Source organism: Desulfosarcina ovata subsp. ovata (assembly GCF_009689005.1).
Classification (GTDB): domain Bacteria; phylum Desulfobacterota; class Desulfobacteria; order Desulfobacterales; family Desulfosarcinaceae; genus Desulfosarcina; species Desulfosarcina ovata.
In genome coordinates, this window is record NZ_AP021879.1 from 3740264 (window position 1) to 3757615 (window position 17352).

Annotated in this window: 14 protein-coding genes; 12 read left to right on the top strand and 2 right to left on the bottom strand. The window is 55.5% G+C overall.

The window, feature by feature from the left end; all coding sequences use genetic code 11:
* Positions 1-4 precede the first annotated feature (4 nt).
* Positions 5-1567 (bottom strand): sigma-54-dependent Fis family transcriptional regulator, encoded by a 1563-nt coding sequence (locus GN112_RS16565; protein WP_155311228.1) that lies wholly within the window; start codon positions 1565-1567, stop codon positions 5-7.
* Between the two features lie 323 nt (positions 1568-1890).
* On the opposite strand from GN112_RS16565, the gene GN112_RS16570 reads away from it, so the two are divergent.
* The 5 genes from GN112_RS16570 (at position 1891) to mutM (ending at position 9673) form a co-directional block, all read left to right on the top strand.
* On the top strand, positions 1891-3777 hold the full coding sequence (locus tag GN112_RS16570; RefSeq protein WP_162458971.1) for an aldehyde ferredoxin oxidoreductase family protein: 1887 nt from the start codon (positions 1891-1893) through the stop codon (positions 3775-3777).
* Positions 3768-4145 (top strand): 4Fe-4S dicluster domain-containing protein, encoded by a 378-nt coding sequence (locus GN112_RS16575; RefSeq protein ID WP_155311230.1) that lies wholly within the window; start codon positions 3768-3770, stop codon positions 4143-4145. The genes GN112_RS16570 and GN112_RS16575 overlap by 10 nt, the downstream gene beginning before the upstream one ends.
* Before the next feature lie 386 nt (positions 4146-4531).
* On the top strand, positions 4532-7813 hold the full coding sequence (locus GN112_RS16580; RefSeq protein ID WP_155311231.1) for a Cache 3/Cache 2 fusion domain-containing protein: 3282 nt from the start codon (positions 4532-4534) through the stop codon (positions 7811-7813).
* Between the two features lie 187 nt (positions 7814-8000).
* Positions 8001-8783, top strand: coding sequence for a lytic transglycosylase domain-containing protein (locus GN112_RS34415; RefSeq protein ID WP_231717041.1), 783 nt, complete (start codon positions 8001-8003; stop codon positions 8781-8783).
* 20 nt (positions 8784-8803) lie between these two features.
* A complete protein-coding gene (gene mutM, locus GN112_RS16590) occupies positions 8804-9673 on the top strand; it encodes a DNA-formamidopyrimidine glycosylase (RefSeq protein ID WP_155311232.1) in 870 nt (289 codons plus the stop codon).
* A gap of 31 nt (positions 9674-9704) precedes the next feature.
* On the opposite strand, the gene GN112_RS16595 is transcribed toward mutM, so the two are convergent.
* Positions 9705-9968, bottom strand: a complete 264-nt coding sequence (locus GN112_RS16595) for a hypothetical protein (RefSeq protein ID WP_155311233.1) — start codon at positions 9966-9968, stop codon at positions 9705-9707.
* Positions 9969-10202: 234 nt separating this feature from the next.
* Here GN112_RS16595 and GN112_RS16600 point away from each other — a divergent pair, with 234 nt between their 5' ends.
* The 7 genes from GN112_RS16600 to GN112_RS16630 all read left to right on the top strand — a co-directional run bounded on the left by GN112_RS16600 (position 10203) and on the right by GN112_RS16630 (position 17352).
* Positions 10203-10601 (top strand): hypothetical protein, encoded by a 399-nt coding sequence (locus GN112_RS16600; protein ID WP_155311234.1) that lies wholly within the window; start codon positions 10203-10205, stop codon positions 10599-10601.
* Entirely contained in the window at positions 10592-10768 is a 177-nt protein-coding gene (locus GN112_RS16605; RefSeq protein ID WP_155311235.1) for an ExbD/TolR family protein, read from the top strand. The genes GN112_RS16600 and GN112_RS16605 overlap by 10 nt, the downstream gene beginning before the upstream one ends.
* A 3-nt stretch (positions 10769-10771) precedes the next feature.
* The gene (locus GN112_RS16610) at positions 10772-11491 is read left to right on the top strand and encodes an energy transducer TonB (protein WP_155311236.1); all 720 of its coding nucleotides are present in this window, start codon (positions 10772-10774) and stop codon (positions 11489-11491) included.
* Positions 11492-11848: 357 nt separating this feature from the next.
* Entirely contained in the window at positions 11849-13831 is a 1983-nt protein-coding gene (locus tag GN112_RS16615; RefSeq protein ID WP_162458972.1) for a TonB-dependent receptor plug domain-containing protein, read from the top strand.
* 122 nt (positions 13832-13953) lie between these two features.
* Positions 13954-15258, top strand: coding sequence for a purple acid phosphatase family protein (locus tag GN112_RS16620; protein ID WP_155311238.1), 1305 nt, complete (start codon positions 13954-13956; stop codon positions 15256-15258).
* Positions 15259-15301: 43 nt separating this feature from the next.
* Positions 15302-16279, top strand: a complete 978-nt coding sequence (locus GN112_RS16625; protein WP_155311239.1) for a hypothetical protein — start codon at positions 15302-15304, stop codon at positions 16277-16279.
* A complete protein-coding gene (locus GN112_RS16630) occupies positions 16276-17352 on the top strand; it encodes a hypothetical protein (RefSeq protein ID WP_155311240.1) in 1077 nt (358 codons plus the stop codon). The genes GN112_RS16625 and GN112_RS16630 overlap by 4 nt, the downstream gene beginning before the upstream one ends.

A 17352-nucleotide genomic window follows, 5' to 3' on the forward strand; every position in this document is an offset into this window, starting at 1 on the left:
GGACCTATGAGGTCAGGGGATATTCCCGGCCAAAGGGAATGTTCAGTTTTTTCATTCGGCTGCGCAGGGTGTTGGGGTTGATCACCAGCAGTTCGGCCGCACCGTCGGGACCGTAAATTTTCCCTTTGGTCATGCGCAGCACGCGCTTAATGTGCTCGGCCATGGCCTGGTCCAGGGCCAGGATGGCTGGATTTGTTTCGCCCACCGGCTGAATATCCTGCGGGGTCTCCACCCCGCCCAAAAACTCGATCTCCAGACCGGCATTTTCATTCTGTCCGCGACTGCGGATGAGGGTGCGCTCAACCAGATTCTCCAGCTCCCGGACATTGCCCGGCCAGTGATACGCCTGAAGCCGCTCGATGGCTCTGGCGGTGACCGGCGGCAGAGTGTGGATTCTCAGCTCCTTGGCTTTTTTCTGCAGGAAATGATGGAACAGGGTCGGGATATCTTCTTTTCTGTGTCTCAGGGGAGGAATCGTGATCGGAAAGATATTCAACCGAAACCACAAATCCTCGCGGAACTGCCGGGTCTTGATCATCTCTTCGAGATTCTGATGGGTCGCCGTGATAATTCTCACATCCACCGGTATCGGCCGGGTTCCCCCCACCCGGTTGATCTCCTTGTTCTGAAGGACGCGAAGCAGCCGGACCTGTGCCTGCAGGGGAAGCTCCCCGATTTCATCCAGAAAAATGCTGCCCGTATGGGCCCGTTCAAAATAGCCGCGTTTCAGGGTGACGGCACCGGTGAAAGCGCCTTTTTCATGGCCGAACAGCTCGCTGTCAAAAAGGGTTTCCGGGATCGCACCACAATTGACCTTGATGAAGGGACCGTCCTGGCGCGGCGAGGAGTAGTGAATCACATTGGCGATCACCTCCTTGCCGACACCGGTCTCCCCCAGGAGCATCGCCGGACTGCCTAACGGTGCCACCTGCCGAACCATTTCCATGACCCCTTTCAATCCGGAATCGGCGCCCATGATATCATCCGTCGACCGATGGAACAGCTCCCGGTTCAATTCACGGTTTTCGGCATCCAGCATATCCTTGAATCTAACCATTTCCATGTACCGGATGGCATTGGAAACCGCGATGTCAAAGGGCTTTCTGAGCAGGCCGATGAGTTCGGCATGGGTTTCATGATAGACGTTTTTCTGCTCGGCGATCACCGTCAATGCGCCCAATCGCTTATTTTCGATCACCAGCCGCATCACCAGAAGGGAAATATTCGCTTTTCCCGTCTGCTGATAAACGGTTTTGGAAACCGCATCGTGTTCCGGGCTGCTGACAATTTTGACCTCCTGCCATTGGGCGAACTCTTCCTCAATCTGGGTAATCGCGTCCTTGGGCAGGGCGATCGACGGCAGCCGGGGAACGCTTCCCCGGCGGGAGACAGTGGCCAGATTCGAAATCATGCCGGTCTCCTGCTCGTATAGATACAGGGACATCCATGAAACCGGCATATGGGTCTCGATAAAGCGAAGGCAGCGCTGCATGGCTTTTTCAATATTGAGGCTGCTGCAGATATGAATGGTTGCCTGACGGAAAAATTCGTTTTCATCCACCTGCATAGTAGAGTCCTCCCGGTTTTGATCCAAGCACAGTCGGGTTCAGGCGGTTCCGCCTGCGTCCCAAGATGCCGGCCATAGTATCATGACATTTAACAATTATCACTATATTTCATGCTTTTAGTCATTATATATCGTGATAATTGTCGGCATATATTTTAACAACTTGATTTTACTTATTTTTTAAGATTGGCACAACTTTGGCTTTACCGTTACCAGAACCAACAAGCCCATATCCACCGAGCGAAGGGGATGCACAAAAAAAGGATCTGGCAACACCCACAGACCATGCCCCCTTGGTTCACAAGCAAGTCATGGAGACGTTTATGCCGCTGCAAAGAAAAACCGCGTTTATCAATTTGAGTACCCGTGAAGTCGATGTTCAGGATATCCCGCTGAGCCTGAGAAAAAATTTTTTCGGCGGCAGGGGACTGAATATGTACTATCTGACCCATCTGGCGCCCAAGGGGCTCGATCCCTTTGATGCTGAAAGTCCGTTGATCTTCGGTGCCGGCCTGATGACCGGTGTACTGGGGGGACGAATGAACGTTTCCGGTAAATCGCCCGAGAGCGGTTATCTCGCCGATTCCAATGTGGGCGGATATTTTGGCGCCGAGCTGGCCGGCACCGGATTCAGCCATCTGGTGATCACCGGCAAAAGCCCCACCCCGGTCTATCTGTATATCAATAATGGAAACATCGCCTTTGTGAACGCCACCCATCTGTGGGGCAAAAAAACCGGGGAAACCCAAACCCTGATCCGCGATGAACTGAAAGATGACAAAATCCAGACCATGTGCATCGGCCCTGCCGGTGAAAACCGGGTCCGGTTTGCCTGCATCATCACCGGCCCCAAAAACGCCGCCGGCAGAACCGGCCTGGGAGCGCTGATGGGTTCCAAAAACCTCAAAGCGATCGCGGTCAGGGGCAACACGCCGTTTTCCATCCATGATCCCAAGGGCTATCTCGATCTTCTCAGAGCGACCAGCCGGAAAGCCACCAGCAGCGCCTGGGGCAAGGCCCTCGGCGAATACGGAACCCCGATTCTTTTTAAGAACGCCAATACCCGGGGATGGACCAGCTACCGGTATCACCAGAAAACCACCGTCGGCGACCGGGGCCAGGAACTGTTTGCCGAAAATTTCAAAGCCAAAATGGGCAACGGCGCGAACTCCTGTTTCGGGTGTCCCGTCCACTGCCGGCACCGCTTCGAGATCAAGGCCGGCCGCTTCAAGGGAACCAAAGGCGAAGGCCCCGAATATGCCAGCTTTGCGTCGATGGGGCCGACCCTGGGCAACCTGGATTTGTCCTCGGTGGTCTATTTATCCGAACTTTGCAATCAATACGGGGTCGACACCATTTCAGGCGGCAACTACCTGGGCTTCGCATTCACCTTGTTTGAGAAGGGCATCATCACCAAAGCCGATGTGGGCTATGCACTCAACTGGGGCGATCACGATGCCATCGAACGGCTGCTGACCGACACCGTGTACCGGAAAGGCTTTGGCGATATCATGGCCGAAGGCAGTTTTGCCGTAAATCGGCTCCCCGCCGAAGCCGGAAAGCACCTGCTGACCATAAAAAATGTATCCATCGAAATGACCGATGAACGGGCGGCCAAAGCACTGGCGTTCGGGCTGGCCGTGGCCACCCGGGGAACCTGCCACATGCGCAGCCGGCCGTCCGCCGATGTGGTCAATTACCCCAGGGAAATTCTCAGCCAATTCTACGGCGGTGACGTGGGTAAGGATTTCAAGGATTACACGGGCAAGGCCCGCATGGTCTGGTGGCACGAACTGTTCAATGCGGTGACCGATTCGGTGGGGATTTGCCGTCTGGCCGGCGTCTTCAGCAGCATCAACGCCATCGGGTATCTGGACATCTGCCAATTGCTGCAAAAAGCCGTCGGCCTTGATATGAGCGATGACGATCTCTACACCCTGGGCGAAAGGATTTACACCACGGAACGGATGTTCATCAACCGCGAAGGCATATCGAGAAAGGATGACCACCTGCCGGATCTGTATTACGAGCAGCCGATTCCCGATGGCCCCACCCAAGGGGAGACCATCGACAAAGCCAAGTTCGAGACCCTGCTGGACGACTACTACCGGCTCCACGGCTGGAACGATATCGGCATCCCCACCGAGGACACCGTCAATCGTTTGAACCTGGACGCGTTAATCAATCAGGAGGTGGCCAAATGCGCATAAAAGTCGATCAATCCAAATGCACGGGCTGTCTGATCTGTGAAATCACCTGCTCTCTGGTGCATACCGGCCAGGTACAGCGGCAAGCATCCGCCATCCAGGTAAAATTCGGTCATCTGGACCATGCGCCTCATCAACCGGTGGTCTGCAGACAGTGCAAGCGGATGCTGTGCCTGAAATCCGAGGACAAAAAATCGGATGACGCGTTAAGGCAGACATTTTTCTGGAAAAACGACAACCACAGAAAAGCGGATTGTGCCTTCGATGCACTGTTTGCCTCCGGCGACAACCTGATTCATTGCAACCTGTGCGGCGGAGATCCCGAATGCATCAAAAGCTGCCCGACCGGTGCGTTGGGTTTGAGCGCCTGAAAAAGACGGACAGTCCACTTTTCATCCAAAAAAAGAAGGCCGGCAGATAGCCCTGCGGTCCGAAGCGCAGGGTTCTGCTGGTTGATCATTGAACCCACCCGCCGGATCTCTCTCCCCACCAAACCCGATTTTTCCTTCAAGATTTCCCGAAAAACACCAATAACGACCATACCAGGCGCCACAATGCATCACTTTTTTACGCATTTTCAGGGGGGCCAGCATGCTTAACCGACTGACGGTCAAAGGCCGCATGTTCATCATCAACGTCTCGATTCTGGTATTGTTGGTGACCCTGGTCGCCTTTGCCATCCGCAACAAAAACATGGTCAAGGTATAACATTGGTATATCCTTTGCTGACAAACAGAACCGGGTTGTTCCCGAGCCCATGCTGAAGGCACTGAAAAACACGCGTCTGGACGTCAAAGTGGCTCTGTTGGGAGCCAGCGGCGTACTGATCACGGCCATCGCCCTGGTCGCCCTTGCCGTCTGGCATAGCGGCCAGTACAACCAACTGGCCCAATCTGAAGTGGAACAACTGATCAACGCCGATCTGGACCACATCACCCAGGGGGTTTACCAGATCATCAAGACGGCCAACGAGGCGGTTCAGTCGCAGGTGGACTACAATCTCAACGTTGCCCGGCACCTGCTTGAGGCTGCCGGTAAGGTCAGCCTGGCAACGGACACGGTATCCTGGACGGTGACCAATCAGTTTACCCGGCAATCCGACCAGCTGAACCTGCCCAAACTGCTCATCGGCAACACCTGGGTGGGCCAGCACGCCGACCTTGCCGTCGAAGCCCCGATTGTCGACCCGGTCACCCGCCTGGTCGGCGAAACCGCCACGATCTTCCAACGCATGAACGCTGACGGCGACATGCTGCGTGTCGCCACCACGGTACGGACCAAAGAGAACCAGCGCGCCATCGGAACCTACATTCCGGCGGTCAATCCCGATGGTTCGAAAAATCCGGTGGTGGCCGCCATTCTCAGGGGGGAGACCTACCATGGCCGTGCCTATGTGGTGAACGCCTGGTACCTGACCGCCTATGAACCATTGAGAGACGGGTCCGGCAACCTGGTGGGCATGCTCTACGTGGGCGTCAAACAAAAGGATGTCGAGTCACGCGTCAGAAAGGCCATTCTCCAGACCCGCGTGGGCAAAACCGGATATGTCTATGTCCTCGGCGGAAATGGAGAAGCGCGCGGTCGCTACATCATTTCCCACAAAGGCGAACGCGATGGCGAAAATATCTGGAATAGCCGGGATGGCGACGGCCGGTATGTGGTCCAGACCATCATCCACACGGCAGCAGGGTTAAAACCCGGTGAAATGGCCACCGAACGCTATCGCTGGCAGAACCCGGGAGAACCGGCACCACGCTGGAAGATTGCCCGCCTGGCCTATTATGGACCCTGGGACTGGATCATCGGCACCAGCGTCTACCTGGACGAGCTTCAGACCTACCGCACCCTGCTCGCTGAAGGGCGATTGCGGATGACCCGCGGCATGGGCATCGCCGGCGTCATCATCACGGTTCTGGTCGGGCTGATCGGAATGTTGATCGCCTGGACCATCACGCGCCCGGTCCGCCAGATGACCGTGGTGGCCGAAAAAATTGCCGGTGGCAACCTGCACCAGAAGGTCAACGTCGAATCCAGTGACGAAATCGGTGTTCTGGGCCATACGTTCAACGTGATGGCCGACCGGCTCAACCAATCCATCGAGGGACTGAAAAAGAGCGAGGAAAAATATCGCGGCATTTTTGAAAACGCCATTGAGGGCCTTTTCCGGGAAACGCCTGACGGTCAGCTGATCAACGCCAATCCAGCCATGGCCAGAATCCTCGGTTACGATTCACCGGAAGCACTCATTTCGAGTATCACGGACGTCAGGCGGCAGCTCTATGTCAACCCGAAGGACCGTCAGGCACTGGACACGATCATCTCCGAGTTTCGGGATGCGATCGGATGGGAAACCCGCCTTTACCGAAAGGACGGTGTCCAGATATGGGCATCCATCAGTGCCCGCATGATCCGTGACAAAACGGGCAAAAGGGCCTTCGTCGAGGGGTTCGTAACGGACATCAGTGACCGCAAAATGGCCGAGGAGGACCTCGCCGAGTCGAGAAACTATCTTGATGAGATAATCAATGCCATTGCTGACCCGCTGTTCGTCAAAGACCGGTACCATCGTTGGATCCTGGTCAACAATGCCATGTGCGCCTTCATGGGGCAGCCCCGGGAAAAACTGATCGGAAAATCCGACTATGATTTTCTGTCAAAAGAAGAGGCCGATGTATTTTGGTCAAAGGACGAGTTGGTGTTGACCAGCGGGGAAACCAACATCAACGAAGAGACGCTTACTGATGCTGAGGGCATCGTCCATACTCTTCTGACAAAAAAAAACCTTTACACGGACAAGCAGGGCACAGCGTACATTGTCGCCATCATCCGGGACATCACCGACCAGAAACTGGCCGAGGCGGAAAAGACGCGCCTGGAAGCCCGGCTTACCCAGGCTCAGAAAATGGAAGCCATCGGCACCCTGGCCGGCGGCATCGCCCATGACTTTAACAATATCCTGCAACCGATGATGGGGTACAGTGAACTGCTGAAGCATTCTCTGAACGGTGATGGACCGCAACAACGTTACGTCGATGGGCTTTACCAATCCTGCATGCGGGCGAAGGAGCTGGTCAACCAGATTTTGACCTTCAGCCGCCAATCGGAAAACAAGACCGTCGCGGTTCGAATTCAGACCATTCTCAAAGAGGTCATCAAATTAAGCCGTTCCACGATCCCGTCCTATATTGAAATCAACCAAAAGATCCGGAAAGACTGCCCTCCGGTGGTGATCGATCCCACCCAACTGCACCAGATTGCGATGAATCTGATCGTCAACGCCTACCATGCCGTGGAAGACTCTGGTGGAAAGATCACGGTTTGCCTCAAAGAGATCGTGCTGGAAAAAAACGATGGCCTGGCCACGTCGCTTCAACCGGGGAGGTACGCCGTCCTGTCGATTGCCGATACGGGCTACGGTATGGATGCGACCATGATGGACAAAATCTTCGAGCCCTATTTCACCACCAAACCCCAAGGCAAGGGAACCGGCCTCGGCCTTTCGGTGGTGTACGGCATCGTCAAGAACCTGGATGGGGAGATAAAGGTGTACAGCGAAGTCGGCCAAGGAACGACGATCAATATCTACCTGCCCGCATCGGCCGATGCAGCTGGAAAGGCCTTGTCGCCAAAAACGCAAAATCACCCTACCGGCAATGAACGGATTTTATTGGTGGATGATGAATCCCTGATTGTGGAATCGGCGACGGCCATCCTGACGGAACTCGGCTATCAGGTAACCTCACAGTCAAGCAGCGTCGAGGCACTGGAACACTTCAGAAACCATCCGGATGCCTTCGATCTGGTCATTACCGACATGACCATGCCGATTATGACCGGCGAGCAAATGGCCGAGCAGATGATGCGCATCAATCCCCTGACCCCGATCATTATCTGCACCGGGTTCAGCGAACAGATCAGCCGGGGAAAGGCAAAAGCCATTGGAATCAAGGCATTTTTGATGAAACCGGTCACCATCGCGGAAATGTCTCGCAAAGTGAGAACGGTGTTGGATCAGTCCTCAGATACCATGGCCGCATAATCACTGGCGCCTGTGCCTGGCGGTGTCAACGGATTAACGATTTGTCGGCAAAATTGACGCTATGTCCGCGGCCAATCCCATTCCAGATGTTAACCATTTAAAATATCACCGTATTCCGAACCGGCCGATTACGGCATAATTCTTGTTAGATAATTTCATCGAACAAACCGATAACACCGAGGCGGCCATGATTGACAGAACCCAGATGACCATCGATGCCTATCTCAGGCAGGCGGGGTTGAAACCCCAAACGGCAACATCTTCGAAAAATTTCATTCCGCTGAAGCCGGTCAATGGTACCGGCTTCGGTGAGGTGCTGGGTGACCTGACATCGACTGATGGTTTGACCGTCAGCGGCCACTCGAAAGGGACAACCATCGCCGAATATCTCAGCCAGCGGTCTTCATCGGCCAGATCCGGATTTTTCAGCCAGTCCACCCTGGGAAGCGGTTTGCTGAGCGGCGGTTACCGCAACCGGCTAAACACGGCCATGCTGCAATCCGCCTCCCGGACCGGCATTTCCGAAACGGCGGTAGCCCAAATGACCGCCGCCCCGGCATCCACGCCGGAAAACAATGGGCAGATCGGCCGTAGCATCCGCAAAGCGGCAAAAAAGTATAATCTACCCGAGGATCTGATCGAAAGCGTCATCCGCGCCGAGTCCGACTTCCAGCCGGACGCGGTCTCTCCGGCAGGGGCCCAGGGGTTGATGCAGCTGATGCCGGCCACCGCCCGGGAGCTGGGCGTCACCGATCCCTTTGACGTGCAACAGAATATCGACGGCGGCGCCCGCTACATCCGCCAGATGCTGGATCGTTTCGACGGTGATGTCAAGCTGGCCCTGGCGGCCTACAACGCAGGCCCCGGAACGGTTGACCGCTACAATGGCGATGTGCCCTACCGGGAGACCCGAAATTACGTGAAACGGGTACTGGCCGGAATGTCGTCAACATCCAAAGCCACCGTTTAGGGCGTTATGGAACCTTAGCGATGCCCGAATTGCCCGAAGTCCAAACCATTGTCGACCAACTCAACCAGCAGGCCATCGTTGGCCGCACCATCACCGCCGCCCGCGTTTACTGGCCCAAAACCATTGCCTCGCCGGACCCGGAGCAGTTCTGCGAAACCATCACCGGACTTACCGCCCGGAAGCTTACCCGACGGGGCAAATTCATTGTCTGCCAACTATCCAAAGGGCAGACCCTGCTGATTCACCTGCGCATGAGCGGGCGGTTGAACTGGACGGCAAAGGGAAACGCACGCAACAAACATGAACATGTGATTCTGGAAATCGATCAGACACACGAATTGCGCTTTCAGGACACGCGCAAGTTCGGCCGCCTGTTCCTGACCCAGGCGCCCCAGACCATTCTTGGCCGCCTGGGGCCCGAACCGCTGGACAAAACGTTCACCGGCAGGCGCTTTCTGTCCATGCTGCAACGCACCCGCCGGCAAATCAAGCCGCTTTTGCTGGACCAGCATTTTCTGGCCGGTCTGGGCAACATCTATGTGGACGAGGCGCTCTGGGCCGCCCGCATCCACCCCTTGCGAACCAGCAACACCCTTACCGCAGCAGAGGCGTTTGCCCTGCACCGGTCCATTCGACAGGTGTTAAGAAAGGGCATCATGAATATGGGCACGTCACTGGGAAATGGTCAGGGCAATTTTTACTCGGCAAACAATCGCCCGGGAAAAAATGCAGATCAGTTGAAAGTGTTTCGTCGCACCGGCAGGCCCTGCCTACGCTGCGGAACCACGATTGTCCGCCGGATGGTGGCCCAGCGCAGCAGTCACATCTGCACGAAATGCCAGCAGCCGCCGTGCGACGGAAAGACGCCCAAAAAACGGACAACGGCATGAAAAACGACCAGAAAACGGGCCGGCACCCTTTTCAGGTGGCGAAAAGCACAATAACAAGAATGATCAAAAGGGCCACCCCCACATAGACCATCCTCCGTGAGGAAGAAACCGGCGACACGCCTGAAGCGTTGCGCGTTTTCTCTTTATACGATCTGATCGTATCAATTTTCTTGATCTGTCGAGCCCTTTCCTGCCGCCTTGCGTCTGCGCCTCTGCGATCATGCGGACCGGTTCTGCGCTCGTTGGCAAAAAACATGTGAACCTGCCGTCGATCAATGCCAATTCTTCGTTCCATAAACCTGCCCCCCATGGAAATGCTGAAAAGCACCACATTGCAAACCGTTTGTTATAACCAATATACAATCACGCCACTTGAGTTTGTCAACCGGGTTTGATCGACTGAGCCACCCATTCGTTATTTCTCGTCAACCATCGTTATTGTATATCACAACCCATAACGACATTGACAAACCGGCCCATCAATCAATAGAACCTTCCAATATGCCGCTCATAACTTAACGAAATCGTATTGGAATCTGCTAATACCATGGACGTCCGCCGGCTCAACCGTTTTGCGGCTTGCTATCGCTGCTTTCGCACAAAAAGGTCCTGCCTGGGAAAAATCATTTTGGCCGGCAGCCTTTCCGCCATTCTCTGCGTGCATGGCCTGTCCGCCGATGCCGCCCAAGACAAACGCGTCGAGCGGGACACCGATAATGACGGTAAAATCGACCAGGTCGCTCTGCTGGACCCGCGCGGCAATCCCGTGCGCCTGGAGATCGACAGCAACGCGGACGGGCGTTTCGATAAAATCCAGCACTACCGCGACGGCAAACTGACCGCCATCGAAAGCGACCGGGACCACAACGGGTCGATGGACACCCGCGACACCTTCGAAGATGGCGAAGATCAGCTCAAATGCCCATGACGTCGCTGATCGATATCGTCTTCATGCTGCTGATTTATTTTCTGCTGACCACTAATTTCATGGTCGATGAAGGCATTAAAATCAAAAACCAGGCGGTCAAAGTCATGGACATCGCCAAGGCCGCCGGTGCCGGCAGGCTCTGCCTGGCCACGGAAAAGGAGTTGTAGGCCATGGAAGCCCGTCTGCACCCATCGGCCATGGATCGCCCATCTTCCCCCAACTGGCTGCTCAGGACGCTGATCATCCTCTCGGTGGCGATCCACGGGGTGCTGTTCATGCACCTGTCGGGCATCTACCACACTCGGGCACTGACTTACATCGAAATGTCCCTGCAGAATATCGCCCGGCCGGCCGCAAGGGATATCCCCCGGCCGCGTCCCCGGCCCAAGGTACCCGAACCCCAGGATCAAGTGAAGACGCTCAAAGCCGTTGCCCGTCCCGTACCCCGTTTCAGGCCCCTGGCCATGGCGCCGGTGGAGAGCAACCTGCCCGACAGCCTGATGGAGGGCATCAGCGCCCCGGATGTTCCGCAAACACCGGGTGTGGAGAGCGCCGCCTGGGTCCCCGGCCCCCAGACCGATTTGGCCGCCGGCGACTACATGACCGCCGACAGCTACCTGGACATGGTGAGGCTCAAAATCGAAAGCCGCAAGCGCTACCCCGAAGCCGCCAAAACGAGAAGCATCGAGGGCCGCGTGGCGATTCATTTTATTCTGGCCACCGACGGAAGTGTACGCGACATCACCGTCACCAAAGGGGCCAGAAGCAGTGCCTTGAACATGGCTGCCGTTAACGCCGTTCAGCGGGCCGCACCATTTCCCCGGCCACCCGCCAACCTGTTCAAGAACGATCTGTCCCTGGAACTGACCATCGTTTTCGAGCTGACCTGAATACGTCAATTTTGTCTTAATGTCATTATGTCTTTCTTGACATTGTAACTCTTTTTTATATAGAACTCTTTTTCCCCAAGAGACTTTCGAACTATTCAAACATAACTCCGTTTATTGCGGCGATCCCTTTTTAAGTACTTGCGGAACCGAACTGCTCAGAATGGAAAATCGATCAAGGGCTCATATGGAACGGATAAAAAAGTTAAAAAACTCAAGGAGGAGAAGGAGAGGATGATGAACCGAAAGAAACAGTTCAGAGCGGGGTTAATTTTTTTAAGTTTATTATTGGTGGTGCTTTGTCCTCTATTTAGTTTATCTGCCATGGCGGATGAGAGCAAAGGATACCAGGAGTATTCGTTGGGAGAAATCGTTGTCAGTGGGAAAGGGTCATCGGTCCGCGATATCGCCATTAGCGACGAGATAACCGTCGAGGATTTCGAGGCTGTCAATGCGGACAGCGTGGCCGACGCCCTCACCTATGTACCGGGTGTGCGGGTCACTTATGGCCGTAAAATGCTTCCCGAGATCAACATTCACGGGTTCGACAAACAGCGCATATTAACCCTGATCGACGGGGTTCCCTACTACGAAACCAAGTACGGAAGCCTGGACCTCAACCAGGTCGGCCTGGAGGGGGTCGCCCGCATCGACGTGGTTAAAGGGGCCCCTTCCGTCCTTTACGGCCCCAACGCTCTGGGCGGAGTGGTCAATATCATCACTAAAAATGCGTCCAGTGAGAAACCGGTCTTGTCGGCCACGGCCGAGTACGGTGTGGACGGCATCGACGATGCTTACAGAGTGGGGCTGTCCCATGGCATGAAAAAAGGCAACATCAACTACTGGCTGAGTTATTCACGCAAGGAATGGGACTCCTGGGATCTATCCGACGATTTCGACTCTCGTGAAGGGACGATTATGGTACGGCAGGCAGACGGATCCCGCACAAGGACGCCTGCCGTTATCCAGGACGAGGGCGAACGGGTCAATTCGGATTATGAAACCGACAACTTTTGGGCCAAAATTGGTGTCGAGCCCTCGGAAGACACGGAAATATACGTCAACTTCCATTACATCAAAACCGAAAAAGGCGATCCGCCCGACATAGACTTTGTGCAGGTACGGTACGATTATAACTATGCGCACTTTGACCGAATCAGCGCCTACGACGACTGGGGCGTCGACCTGAGTGCCGAGCATGCCTTTACGGACGCGTTCAGTTTGCAGGCAAAGCTTTACTACCATGACCACAGCGATGAATACGAATCTTACACGGATGAAACTTATACCCAAGCCTGGGCTTTGAGCACATACAACGACTCCATCCTAGGGGGCATACTGCTAGGAGACTACCAAATTACGGATTGGGACACCCTGCGATTTTCTTTGCATTACAAAGAAGACTTCCACGAACAACGCGACCTTGAGGAGATACCCTATGCCGAAAGCGAGGCCGCAACAGGCTCCGTCGGTTTCGAAAACGAGATGACACTCTTCGACGACAAATTGTCGATTATAGCCGGCATCAGCTATGACTGGTATGAGGTTACCAAAGCCGAGGATAACCCGAACGACGACAACAACATCATCAAAGCGGATACCCCGGACACCATGGATGAATTTAATCCCATGATCGGCGCCACCTATCAGATTGTCGACAGCATCCAGTTGTTTGCTTCCGTTGCCAAGAAAACCCGTTTTCCTACTCTTGACCAAATCTATGATGGCGACACACCCAACTTGGGTCTGGAGGCGGAAACCGCCATCAACTATACGGCCGGTCTCTTTTGGACGTTCGAAGATAAGCTGAAGCTGCAGGTAGCCCCGTTTTTTCACGACATTTCGGATTATATCACCGACGATGCACCTGACAATCCAGAAAGCCAGTCGAAAAATTACGCTGAAGTCCAGATGCGGGGGTGGGAGGTCAATATGGAAATCACACCTTACAAAGATCTCCTTTTTAAACTCGGCTACATGACCAACGACGCCAGCAACAAAAGCCACGAGCGGGCCAGCGACGAGGTGGTCGGTGTTCCCGAATACACAGCAACGATCAGTGTGCAGTACACCCTGCCGACTATCGGCACCCAGCTGAACTTGACCATGCTCTACATGGGCGAGTCATACAGGGAGTTGCCGAGCCTTGAAGAACCTGACACCGAGGTTATAAAAAACGAGACTTACCAATTGTGCAACGCCAAAATCACCCAACCATTCATGTCAGATCGCCTGAAGGTATTTTTGGCGGTGGAAAACCTCTTCGACGAGGATTACGAAGCTGAGGAAGGTTTCCCCGCACCGGGCATGCGCACGTGGATAGGCGTGAAATTTGATCTGTAATAAAGCGTTTTGAATTGACATGCAGCGGCGGTCCCCCACCACAAAAGGGGACCGCCTTTTCATTGTTCTTCTACATACAAGTATCGTAGCCTTGAGGCCATCTCTTCGCGAAGGAATAAAACATGCGTTTCTACCCATTCAGATGTTGGCCCAAAATCGGTCTGCTCTGCCTCTGCCTAACGTTGACGATTGCCTGCGGCGGCGGCGAGAAAACATTTACACGATCGAAAAGCACATCCGGGCCGGTTCCGGAAAGCCCTCATTCTCTAACGTTTTGGGGACAAACGGCCACTCCCCAACGAATCATCTTAAACCTGACCACCACACCCGCCACCAGCCAGGCGGTCACCTGGCGCACGGTGGTTCCGGTGGCTCATCCCCAGGCCCAGATCGCACCGGCCAGCGGCCTGTCCGACTTTGACAAAAATGCCCGGTCAGTGGCCGCCGACACCGAAACGGTCACCCTGGACGATGGGCGTATGCTGGCCCATCACGCGGTGGTGTTCGACGCCCTTGCGCCGGATACGGTGTATGCCTACCGGGTGGGGGCCACAGGGGCATGGAGCGAGTGGAACCAGTTCAAAACCGCCGACGATCACCCGGCACCGTTTAAATTTGTCACCTTCGGGGATCCCCAGGAGGAGGTCCGGTCCAAGTGCTCAAGGGTTTTCCGGGCGGCGTATCAACACGCACCCGATGCCGATTTCTGGCATTTTGTCGGCGATCTCGTGGACAACGGGGACAGGGATGCGGAGTGGGCCGAATTGTTTGACGCCTTCGGGTGGATTCCCCGCATGACGCCGATGATCTTCCTGCCGGGCAACCATGCCTATCCCAACCGCCGACGGGTCAAACCCGACGCGTTTCGGATTTTCGACCTGTGGCGACCCCACTTTACCCTGCCCGAAAACGGACCGGCCGGCCTGGAGGAGACCGTCTACTTTCTCGACTATCAGGGCGTCCGGATGGTAATGCTCAACGGCAACGAGAAACTGGCCGAACAGGCCCTGTGGCTGGACCGCATTCTGTCCCGCAACCCGCAGCCCTGGACCATCGCCGCCATTCACCAGCCGGTGTACAACACGGGCAAATGGCGCAACCGGTCCACGCTTCAGGATCTTTTCGTGCCGATATTCGACAAATATGCGGTCGATCTGGTGCTCCAGGGCCACGACCACACTTACAGCCGCACATATAAACTGAAAAACGGCACCCGGGTCGGCCCGGATGAGCCGGGGACGGTTTATGTGATCTCGGTCAGTGGGCCCAAATCCTATCCGGTCGGCCCGCAGCATGCGGCCCTGATGGAGAAGTCAGGGACCGGACGGCAACTGTTTCAGGTCATCCGCGTCTCCCAACGGCATCTGGAATATGAGGCGCTCGATGCTGCGGGAACACGCTATGACGCATTTGTGCTCAAAAAATAGTTGTGGTTGTGAAACGGCAAACCACATCTCAAAGGAGGTCGGCATGCTCGGTTTTGGATTGTGCAGGGCAGCGGAGAGGCGGATAAGCATTTCCGGTTCGGTCAGGCATCCGTTGGAGGTCACCCAGGCAATGCTCGAAAAGCTGGCCGCCGCGGAAGTCCACCTCAATGAAATCTGTACCGACGGCGAGTTCCGCGGCGTCTTTAAGCTTCTCGGAGTGCCCCTCAGGGATATCTTGTCACTATCCGGAATAGAAAAAAAGCATACCGATTTCGACTCACCGGTGGATCTGGCCGTAAGGGTCACCAGCAGCAACGGCCAAAGCGTTGTGCTCTCCTGGGGAGAGCTGTATTACAAAAGCACCGCTGAAGTGATCGTGGCCATCTCTGCCCACCCCATCTTCCCCAATAAAAGCATCGATAAATTCAAGGACAAGGACGCCTATCACCACATGATGGATATCCTTAAACGGGAAATCCGGTTTCCGAAACTGGTGGTCCCCTCGGACAGGTACGCCGATCGATCCATCGAAGCCATCACGGCCATCGAGGTAGTTGACCGCTGCTCCGATGTCGGGGCCGATCCGTCGCCGGAGCCGTACAGCCCGCAGGTCACCGTCGGCGGGGAGGGCCGGCAACCGGTGACATTTGAGGATTTTTCCGAAGGGGAGTTCATCACGGCCACCGTACACGTGGTCGGCGACGGAAAAGGCTACCACGGTACCCACACTTACAGCGGCATACCACTTAAAACCGTCATTGAGCAGGCCCGCGTAAAAGCGGATGTCAATACGGTGTTTATCGTCTCCGCACCCGACGCGCACCGGGTCCTGGTCTCATGGGGAGAACTTTTTCTCAATCCTCACGGTGATCGGATTATTCTGGCGCGCAAAGAGGACGGCAAGCCGATCACCCGAAACGGCAAATTCATCCTGATTCCGGCCGACGATCTGATGGCTGACCGGCAGGTCAAATCCGTCAAGTGCATTGAAGCCGTCTCCATGGAAAGTGGCAACCAATGACAAAAAAGATCGTGCTTGCCGTTATCGCCGCTGCGGCAGTATTTTTTTACTACCGCCAGACCCATCGGGATTACTACGACTACCTGACCATGTCCGGGGCAACCCCCCTCGCCGTAGCCCGCCGGGTGCCCGCCGGCGTCCGTCTCGAGATTGACGGCCTGGTGAAAAAAACCTACCGCTTTTCCGGCGATGCGCTCAATGCCCTGGCCACCACCCGCATCCGCACCCGCGAAATCTCACCCTCGGGAAATTTCCTGGGGGCTTACATCCATGTGGGCATCCCGGCATTCAACATCCTTGAGGGAATTGCCCCGAAAAAACCGGACCACGCCGGTTTCGACCAGCCGCTGGACATCCTGGTGACATTCCATTCCGCATCGGGAAAACGCGCCTGTTTCAGTTTCAACGAACTGATCATGACCGGGGACGGCAAGCCCGTGACCCTGGCCTTCAGCCGCCAGCCGGTCGAACCCACCACGGACGCGGTCCGGGAGCAATATACGGGCAACGTCTATGCCGCCGACCTGGAGGGTCTGCGCCTGATCTGCCCCAGGGAGCCGGACACCGCCCGCTACCTGGAAAACGTGGTCCGCATCAGCTACACGACCATTCCGGTGGACGAGAAGGCGCTGCCGCCGCGCAGGAAAAAATTCTCCTGCCAGAGCGACAGCATTACCTGCATCGATGGGAATACGGCCACACCGGGCATTCTTACCCCGGTTGCCCGGACGTCCAACGATCACTGGATCCGGATCGGTCACGGTCACGGATATGACGAAATCGCCACGGTCGAGGGGTATCGGCTGCGCGATTTTCTGCGTACCAACTTTCCCGGCCTGACCGCCGAGGATTTCTTTCTCTTTGTCGCCTGTGACGGCTACCGGGCCCTGTTTTCGGGTCGCGAGATTTTCTCCACAGACGACGGTGCGGCCATGATCATCGCCGACCGCCTGAACGGAAAGCGCCCGGCCGAGGGGTATCTGCTGGCCCCGACTCGGGATTTTTTTTCCGACCGGGGCATGTGGGGCTTTTCCCAGGTGGTCTGGATTCACCACACACAAATCGAGGAATAA